The sequence below is a fragment of the Billgrantia bachuensis genome (assembly GCF_011742165.1).
GTDB classification, from domain to species: domain Bacteria; phylum Pseudomonadota; class Gammaproteobacteria; order Pseudomonadales; family Halomonadaceae; genus Halomonas; species Halomonas bachuensis.
Genome location: NZ_JAAQTO010000036.1, coordinates 24,255 through 32,150 on the forward strand (window position 1 = coordinate 24,255; position 7,896 = coordinate 32,150).

The window sequence follows — 7,896 nt, forward strand, 5'->3', positions numbered from 1 at the left end:
TGCGGCGCTTCCCGGGCGGGGCCGACGCTCAGGCCGCCAGCTCCTCGATGATACGCTGGGCCGCCCGGTACTGCTTGAGGAAGCGCTCGAGCAGGGTGCGCATCTCCAGGGTGCAGCACACCGCCAGCTGGCTCTCGTAGAAGTGCAGCGACAGCCGGGTGTCGGCCTGGGCCCGGGCCAGCAGGACGCGGACGGCCGCGTCGTCGTCGACGAAGACCTGGTCGCGGAAGGTGTCGTGGGGAGCGACCGTACGCTGTGGCTCGCGTTCCCAGGCACCGGCGAAGACCTGCATGCGCTCGGCCAGGCGATGGAGATCTAGCAGGCGCTGCTCGCACTCGATGCCGAACAGCGCCATGATCAGGCTGATATCCAGCCGGCTCGGCAGGAAGCCCAGCGCCAGGCTACGGTGGCGACGAAGTTCGCGATACTCATGGTGGCAGACCTGCATGAGCTGCCCCTGCGGCAGCGGATCGTGCGTAGTCAGCGCAAGCGAAAAAGCGGACATGTGAGCCTCCCTGGCGGATCGATGCCGCGCAGCGGCACCGGCGAGTGCGTTGAGTCGTGTTTTGGGCGTATTGTCATTGACGTTTGCCAAGCGGGCCCGCCGCTCCGACCTGGCTTCATGTCGAGGACCGGTGCGGCGATCGTGCTTTATGCTGAAGGTCTCAGGTTGCAGCCACGCGTCGCTCGTGTTGCAGCTTCTTGATGCTTGTCATAACTCTTGCGTGCCATGAGTTGCACAATGAGCATGTCCTAGCGTTCAAGTCGGATATATCGTCATGAAACCTCCGCACTTCGTTGCAAGCCTGAATCGCCTCCCTGTGGCGCGCCTGGCCTTTCGCCCGTTCTTCCTGCTGGCGTCGCTGTTCAGCGTGCTGGCGATGGTGGTGTGGTTCGCGTTCTGGCACGGCGACATCTTGCTGCGGCCACACGGCGGCCTGATGTGGTGGCACCAGCACGAGATGCTGTTCGGCTTCGGCGCTGCCGTCGTGGTCGGCTTCCTGTTGACTGCGGTGCAGAACTGGACCGGCCGCAAGAGTGTGAGCGGTGCGCCGCTGCTCGGTCTGGTGGCGCTGTGGCTGGCGGCGCGGCTGCTGCTGGCGTTTCCCATGGAGCTGCCGATGTGGCAATTGGCGACCATCGACCTGGCTTTCCTGCCGCTGGCGGCACTGGTCATGGCACGTCTGGTATTGTCGGTGAAGCTGTGGCGCAATTTGATGTTCGTCCCGGTCATGTTGCTGCTGGCCACGGCCAACCTGGCCATGCATCTCGGCGTGGCCCAAGGCAAGGTCGAGTGGATCCGCGAGGGCGCCTACCTGGCGGTGCTGCTGATCGCCGTGCTGATGGTACTCCTCGGCGGCCGGGTGATCCCCTTCTTCACTTCGCGCAAGCTGGGGCGGCCGCAGCCGGCGCCGATCCCGCGGCTGGAGAAGCTGACCCTGGGCTCGGTAGTGGCGGTGGTGGTGCTGCAGCTCGTCGTTCTGTTCGGCCTCGCGGTGCCTGCGGCGCTGCAAGCCGTGGTGATGCTGGTGGCGGCGAGCACCAGCTTCATGCGCCTGGCGCGCTGGGAGGGCCATCGCACGCTGCATGAGCCGCTGCTGTGGGGGCTGCATCTGAGCTACGCCTTCGTCCCGGTGGGTCTGGCGATGTGGGCCATGGCACTGCTGGGGGCGTTCCGTGTCGAGCTCGCCGTGCACGCCCTGGCTATCGGCGGTATCGGTTCCATGATGCTGGCGATGATGGCGCGGGTGTCGCTCGGCCATACGGGGCGCGTCATTCGCACCCTGCCGGGCATTGGCGTGGGCCTTGGCTTGATGTTCGCCGCCGCCTTGCTGCGCTCGCCGATACTCGCCGCTTTTCCGCAGATCACCCACTGGGTCTACAACCTGAGCATCCTGTTCTGGTGTATCGCCTATCTCATCTTCCTGTTTCACTATACGCTGCCGCTATTGAGCGCTCGTGTGGATGGCCAAGAGGGCTAGGCGGGCGAAAGGGATAACCGGAGCCAGTCGATGATCGAACACTATGCACTGATCAAGCACCTGCACATGACCACCGCGGTGCTGAGCATCGCCTTCTTTATCGTGCGGGCCTGGTGGTCGGTGCGCGAGGTCACATTGCTCCAGCGGCGCTGGGTCAGGATATTGCCCCACGTCAACGACACCCTGCTGCTGGTGCTGGGCCTCACGCTGATGGTGATGCTCTCGATGTGGCCGCACCAGCATCCCTGGCTCGCGGCCAAGCTCTTGGCCCTGTTCGGCTATATCCTGCTGGGTACGGTGGCGATCAAGCGCGGGCGTACGCCGCAGACGCGCGCGCTCGCGGCGCTGGCTGCGGTCGTGGTCTTCGGCTATATGCTGGGGGCGGCCATAACCAAGAACGCCCTGTTCTTCTGGCCTTTCTGACGTACACCTGAGCTGCGCTTTTCCCGGCGGGTTGGGCTTCTATACTGAAACCTGCCGAGACATTCACGACAAGGCGAGGAAAACCGCATGGCCAATCAAGAACTTCCCTCCGGCGCCGGCAAGGTGGCCGATGATTATCCCGAGGTGTGGCGCGCCTTTGCCTCGCTGGGCAAGGCGTGCGCCGAGGCCGGCCCGCTGGATGCCCGCACGCGGCGCCTGATCAAGCTGGCGCTGGCGGTCGGCGGCGGCTCCGAAGGGGCCGTGCATTCGCATATGCGCCGCGCACTCGACGAGGGCATCGAGCCCGAAGCGCTCAAGCAGGTGGCCATGCTGGCGATCCCGACCCTGGGGCTGCCGGCCGGGGTGGCGGCGCTGACCTGGATCGAGGACATCACCGACAGGCGCTAAGGAACGGAGCCTGTCCATGAGTCTTTCTCCGCACGGCGGGCGCCTCGGCCCGCCGTGCGACATTCCGACACAGGGCCGCCAAGCCCGCTATATCCGCCGTTTTCCCCTCTCTTTACCTGCGTATTGACCAGCGTCAATGTCTGGCTCCGCTCGGTGCTGCTAATCTAAACATGCATAAAAGATACATCTTTAAAGGGGTGGGACGCCGACCTCGGTCGCAGGTCCCGTAGCAAGTCAACACTAGCAAGGGGGGATGGCCCATGACCGAAGGCCTCACCAAGGCGGCGGCCCGCAACATCTTCTATGGCGGTTCGCTGTTCTTCTTCCTGTTGTTCACCGCGCTGACGGCGCACAGCCACTGGTACATGGTGACCAAGTCCACCGACAAAGAGGGGCTCACCGAGTCCGTCGAGCTCGGCAAGCACGTGTGGGAAGAGAACATGTGCATCAACTGCCACAGCATCATGGGCGAGGGCGCCTATTTCGCTCCCGAGCTGGCCAACGTCTGGGAGCGCTATGGCGGCCACACCAACCCGGAGGGCGCGCGCATGGCAATAACTGCCTGGATGCGCGCCCAGCCGACCGGGGCGCCGGGGCGTCGCCAGATGCCGTACTTCGACCTGACCGACGAGGAGATGACCGCGCTGATCGATTTCCTCGAGTGGACCGATTCCATCGACGACCAGAACTGGCCCCCGCACCCCGCCGGCTGAGGCGGTGAATCCGGGTTGAGGCAAGGAGAACGAATACGATGAAATACGAAACCCAGAAGGTGGCCCTGCCATTCTTCGCCGTGGCCATGGCTCTGTTCGCACTGCAGATCGTCTTCGGTCTACTGGCAGCAACGGTCTACGTGGCCCCCCACTTCATGGCCGAGCTGATGCCGTTCAACATCATGCGCGTCAGCCACACCAACCTGCTGATCGTGTGGCTGCTGATCGGCTTCATGGGCTGCACCTACTACCTGATGCCGGAAGAGGCCGAGCAGGAAATCCACAGCCCCGGTCTGGCCTACGTGCAACTGGCGATCTTCGCCTTCGCCGGTGCGGCGGCCCTGGTGGGCTACCAGTTCGGCATCCACGAGGGCCGCGAATTCCTCGAGCAGCCGTTCTGGGTCAAGGTGCTGATCACCATCTCGTACCTGATCTTCCTGTTCAACACCAGCCTGACCCTGCTCAAGGGGCGCAAGACGGCCATCAACCTGGTGCTGATGCTGGGCCTTTGGCTGGCGGCGGTGTTCTGGCTGTTCGCCTTCTACAACCCCTCCAACCTGGCGGTGGACAAGCTCTACTGGTGGTGGGTCGTGCACCTGTGGGTCGAAGGCGTGTGGGAACTGATCATGGCCTCGCTGCTCGGCTACCTGCTGATCAAGATGTCCGGCGTCGACCGCGAGGTCATCGAGAAGTGGCTTTACGTCATCGTCGGTCTGTCGCTGTTCTCCGGCCTGCTGGGCACCGGTCACCACTACTACTGGATCGGCGCGCCGAGCTACTGGCAGCCCATCGGCAGTATCTTCTCGACCCTCGAGGTGATCCCGTTCTTCGCCATGGTGGTGTTCGCCTTCTACATGTTCTGGAAGGGCAGCCGTAACCATCCCAACAAGGCGGCCATGCTGTGGGCGCTGGGCTGCCCGACCATCGCCTTCTTCGGCGCCGGCGTATGGGGCTTCATGCACACCCTGTCGTTCATCAACTATTACACCCACGGCACCCAGCTCACCGCCGCGCACGGGCATCTGGCCTTCTACGGCGCCTATGTGATGCTGATCCTCGGTGTGATCACCTACGCCATGCCGCAGATCCGCCGCAGCCAGCCCTACAACCAGGTGCTGAACATGTGGGGCTTCTGGATCATGACCTCGGCCATGTGCTTCATGACCTTCACCCTGACCTTCGCCGGTGTCGTGCAGACGCACCTGCAGCGGGTACTGGGCATGAACTACATGCAGGTGCAGAGCCAGCTCGACCTGTTCTTCATCATGCGCCTGGGTACCGGCGTGGCAGTGACCATCGCCGCGGTGATGCTGATCTACTCGTTCTTCGGTCCCGCACGCGAGCAAGTGCCCGCTTCCAGCCGGCCCCTGGCCGCTACCGAGTGACCGTTACTCGATGGGGTGCGCAAGCGCCCCATCGAGCCTTCCCCTGGAGTGACGCCCATGTCCCATATCGCTACCGCTTCCGCCCAAAAGTTCGAGCAGGAGCTGCCCTACTACGAGCCGGTCGGCAACGAGTGCGCCCTGTTCGAGCAGGCTTACCGGCAGCGCCTGCCGCTGCTGCTCAAGGGACCGACCGGCTGCGGCAAGACGCGCTTCGTCAGCCACATGGCGGCGAAGCTAGGCCGGCCGCTGTTCACCGTGTCGTGCCATGACGACCTGACCGCCGCCGACCTCACCGGCCGCTACCTGCTGCAGGGCGGTGAGACCCGCTGGGTCGACGGCCCGCTGACCCGCGCCGTGCGCGAGGGCGGCATCTGCTACCTCGACGAAGTGGTCGAGGCGCGCAAGGACGTCACCGTGGTGCTGCACCCGCTGACCGACGACCGCCGGCTGCTGCCGCTGGAGCGTACCGGCGAGCTGCTCGAGGCACCCGACGATTTCATGCTGGTGGTCTCCTACAACCCCGGCTATCAGCACATCCTCAAGTCGCTCAAGCCGAGCACCCGGCAGCGCTTCGTGGCGATGTCGTTCGACTTCCCGCCGCCCAAGGTGGAATGCGAGATCGTCGCCCGCGAGAGCGGCCTGGCGTTCGATCGCTGCGCCGCGCTGGTCAACCTGGCCGCCAGCCTGCGCGCCATGAAGGGGCAAGACCTGGAGGAGGGCGTCTCCACGCGCCTGCTGGTCTACTGCGCCACGCTGATCAACGCCGGCATGCCGATCCTCGACGCCGCCTGCGCCACCCTGGTCGAGCCACTGTCGGACGACCAGGACGTCCAGCAGGGGCTGATGGAAGCGATCAAAGCCACCTTTGGTTAACCACACTGTTGCCGCGTCACTGGATGATCGGTACCTGCCCACGCGAGGGGCGCCGGGGGCAGGCCAAAGAGGAGGTCCTACGCCAGGGGTGAGGAGCACTGCTCCGAACGGGCTGGCCATGGATGGCCAGCACTGGCCCTGCAAGCGGAGCAGGATGCGAGAGCGAAGCAGGGCGTAGGTAGCGTACAAGGATGTATTCACAGCGCCTCCTCGACGGCCTGCCGCCGGATCAGCCCCGATTATTTGCCAGGAGATGATGCATGCTGGACTTTCTAGAGGTCGAAGAGTTCGTCGGTCGCCGCTGGCACCGCTGGGCCTCCAGTGCGGCCAGCTACCCCGACCACCCCGAGGCGGCGGTACGCCTCGACTCGCTGCGTACCATGCTCGGCGTGTTCTTCCGCAGCGGCGGCGGCGAGGCCGGCGTCGAGGTGGCCGCCATCGCCCGGCGCAACTCGAGCCATCGGCTGTCGTTGCGCCAGCGTCTGGGCCTGGACGAGGAGCCGCTGGACCAGGCACGCCGCGACGAGGAGCACCTGCTGCTGCCGCCGCGCATCGCCCTGTTCCCCCAAGCCGAGCTCAACCGCGACCTCTACCTGTGGTTGACCGCTTATCTTGCCCTGGGCGAGCTTCCGGCCAGGCTCGACGATCCGCTGCAGCGCGACCTGCAGGTCCTGCGCCTGGCGCGCCGAACCACCGGGGCGGTGCTCGAACGCTTCCCGGGGCTGGCCGAACGCCATGCCCGCCTGTGCCGGGCACTGCTCGCGGTGCGTCCGCAGCGCAAGCGCCTGCCGCCCATGGAAGCCGCACTCGAATCGGCCCTGCTCGCCCAACTGGGCGGCCCGACGCCCCGGGCCGGATGGGCGCTTGCCATGCACGACGCCATTCTCGATCCGAGCCTGCCGCTGGACGACTTCCGCGCCCCGCGCGACTATCGCCCGCCGCTGCCAGTGCCGCTGTGGGGTGACGTGGTGGCGCTGGGCACTCGTGACGGCGAACGCGAGGCCCTCGATGACGATTCCGACATCACCGTGCGGCGCGACCAGCAGAGCGACGATGGCGGCAAGCGCAAGGCCGAGCGCCGCGAGCAGGACCAGGCCGACCGCGATGACCCGCTGATGCTCAACGCTTCTGAGAAGATGCTCTCCTGGGCCGAGATGGTGAACCTCAACCGCCACGTCGAGGACGAGGAGGAGGAGACGGCCAAGGAGGCCGCCGACCAGATCGAAGAGATCGTGCTCAGCCCCAACCGCAAGCGGGCCGCCTCGCGGCTCAATCTCGACCTCGACCTGGCCCCCGACGAAGCCAGCGGCGGGCGCCAGAGTGGGCGCCACACCTACCCCGAATGGCACCACCGCAAGCAGATCTACCTGCCCGATCACTGCGTGGTCCTGAGCGACGTGCAGAGCGAGGAGGGCGAGCAGTGGGAGCCCGACGAGGCCACCCGGCGGCGCATCCGCAAGGTGCGTCGCGAGTTCGAGGCGCTGCGCCCGCGTCGCGAGATCCTGCGCTGCCAGCTCGACGGCACTGAACTCGACATGGACGCGGTGATTCGCTCGCGCTGCGACCTGGCGGCCACCGGCGAGTCGAGCGACCGGCTCTATCTGGCGGCGCGCCAACAGGCCCGCGACCTGGCGGTGTCGATCCTGATCGACGTCTCGCTCTCCACCGAGGCCTGGCTCGAGGACCGGCGCGTGCTCGACGTCGAGAAGGAGGCGCTGCTGGTGCTGGGGCATGGCCTTGCTGGCTGCGGCGACGACTACGCCATCCACTGCTTCACCTCGCACCGCCGCCACAAGGTGTGGGTCAATACGCTCAAGGGCTTCGACGAGCCCATGGGCGACCGCGTGGGGCGGCGCATTGCCGCGCTCAAGCCGGGCCACTACACGCGCATGGGACCGGCGATCCGCCATGTGACCCAGGAGCTCGCCAAGCGCCCCAACCGTCACCGCCTGCTGCTGGTGCTGACCGACGGCAAGCCCAACGACACCGACTACTACGAGGGGCGCTACGGTATCGAGGACACCCGCCGCGCGGTGCTCGAGGCGCGCCAGCAGGAGGTCAGGGTATTCGGCGTCACCGTCGACAGCGAGGGGCACCGCTATGTGCCGCACC

At 65.9% G+C, this 7,896-nt stretch carries 8 protein-coding genes; 7 read left to right on the top strand and 1 reads right to left on the bottom strand.

Annotated features, from left to right (window positions below; all coding sequences use genetic code 11):
- Nucleotides 1–28 precede the first annotated feature (28 nt).
- Complete coding sequence (locus HBJ55_RS13660) at nucleotides 29–505, bottom strand: hypothetical protein (protein ID WP_167115814.1); 477 nt, start codon at nucleotides 503–505, stop codon at nucleotides 29–31.
- Between the two features lie 274 nt (nucleotides 506–779).
- Here HBJ55_RS13660 and HBJ55_RS13665 point away from each other — a divergent pair, with 274 nt between their 5' ends.
- The 7 genes from HBJ55_RS13665 to HBJ55_RS13695 all read left to right on the top strand — a co-directional run.
- Nucleotides 780–1,982 carry an NnrS family protein gene (locus HBJ55_RS13665; protein ID WP_167115817.1) on the top strand — a complete coding sequence of 401 codons (1,203 nt, stop codon included), beginning with the start codon at nucleotides 780–782 and terminating at the stop codon, nucleotides 1,980–1,982.
- 30 nt (nucleotides 1,983–2,012) lie between these two features.
- Complete coding sequence (locus HBJ55_RS13670; RefSeq protein ID WP_206022607.1) at nucleotides 2,013–2,405, top strand: SirB2 family protein; 393 nt, start codon at nucleotides 2,013–2,015, stop codon at nucleotides 2,403–2,405.
- Nucleotides 2,406–2,492: 87 nt separating this feature from the next.
- Nucleotides 2,493–2,813: a carboxymuconolactone decarboxylase family protein gene (locus tag HBJ55_RS13675; protein ID WP_167115820.1), complete on the top strand. Its 321-nt coding sequence runs from the start codon at nucleotides 2,493–2,495 to the stop codon at nucleotides 2,811–2,813.
- A gap of 260 nt (nucleotides 2,814–3,073) precedes the next feature.
- On the top strand, nucleotides 3,074–3,526 hold the full coding sequence (locus HBJ55_RS13680; RefSeq protein ID WP_167115823.1) for a c-type cytochrome: 453 nt from the start codon (nucleotides 3,074–3,076) through the stop codon (nucleotides 3,524–3,526).
- A 38-nt stretch (nucleotides 3,527–3,564) separates the two neighbouring features.
- Nucleotides 3,565–4,911 (top strand): cbb3-type cytochrome c oxidase subunit I, encoded by a 1,347-nt coding sequence (locus HBJ55_RS13685; protein ID WP_167115826.1) that lies wholly within the window; start codon nucleotides 3,565–3,567, stop codon nucleotides 4,909–4,911.
- 57 nt (nucleotides 4,912–4,968) lie between these two features.
- Nucleotides 4,969–5,784: a CbbQ/NirQ/NorQ/GpvN family protein gene (locus HBJ55_RS13690; RefSeq protein ID WP_167115829.1), complete on the top strand. Its 816-nt coding sequence runs from the start codon at nucleotides 4,969–4,971 to the stop codon at nucleotides 5,782–5,784.
- Between the two features lie 260 nt (nucleotides 5,785–6,044).
- Nucleotides 6,045–7,896: nitric oxide reductase activation protein NorD (locus HBJ55_RS13695; RefSeq protein ID WP_167115832.1), on the top strand; the 1,852-nt coding region annotated here is incomplete at its 3' end.